General features: G+C 60.8%; 1 protein-coding gene. It reads left to right on the top strand.

The annotated features are described in order from the left end of the window. Positions 1–431: 431 nt before the first annotated feature. Positions 432–755 (top strand): cyclic nucleotide-binding domain-containing protein (locus tag IVB50_RS04325; protein ID WP_247294717.1); only part of this gene is annotated, 324 nt, incomplete at its 3' end.

Below are 755 nucleotides of genomic sequence, written 5' to 3'. Positions count from 1 at the left end.
CAAGGTCAGCCACTCGGTTATCTGAGACGTGAATTCGTTCTGCCGGGCCTTCCTAAGCAGACTGTCTCGTTTGTCCTGGCGGAAATGACCCGGCTTCATCACGTAGCTGTTGAGCTTCTAGGTCAAGCCGAGCCCCACACTTCCGAGATCGCCGCAGCGCTTGCCGCGTCCCGGAAAGCGGAACTCCCTATGGTGTTACCCATGCGCATTTCGCAATTGTGCAGCGGGGCGCTGGGACCTAACTCCTCAATCATCCTGAGAGACAACAATTCGCCTCCGAGGCGCGTGTGGTTGGAGTTTTTGAGATTGAGAGCTTCCGCAGCTGAATTGGACTTTGAGGCGCGAGGCGTAGGCGGATTCAAACAAAGTTCGAGTTGGCCGCCCTATGACGCTCGAAATGCGATGCGGCGGATCGTTCGAGGTAGGCCGCAGTGACGCTTCCCGCCGAAATTGGCAACCGACTTCTGGCAACACTGCCGGCGGCGGACCTCGAACTGCTGGCGCCCGAGCTAGAGATGGTAGCGCTCGATCGGGATGCGGTCGTCTCGCAGGCGGGTGACCAGACCGAGCACGTCCTCTTTCCTCATAGTGGCGCCATTTCTGTGATGATCGACATGGCCAACGGACAGACGGTCGCCAGCGCCGCAATAGGGCGCGAGGGAGCAGTAGGCACTCTTTCCGTGCTGGGGCCGTCCCCTTCGGCCGTTACCGCCGTCGTTCGTGCCGCGGGCATCGCCTCGCGGATCCCCGCATCG

The organism is Bradyrhizobium sp. 87, from assembly GCF_023073015.1.
GTDB lineage: Bacteria > Pseudomonadota > Alphaproteobacteria > Rhizobiales > Xanthobacteraceae > Bradyrhizobium > Bradyrhizobium canariense_D.
This window is presented reverse-complemented; position numbering and strand designations above follow the sequence as displayed.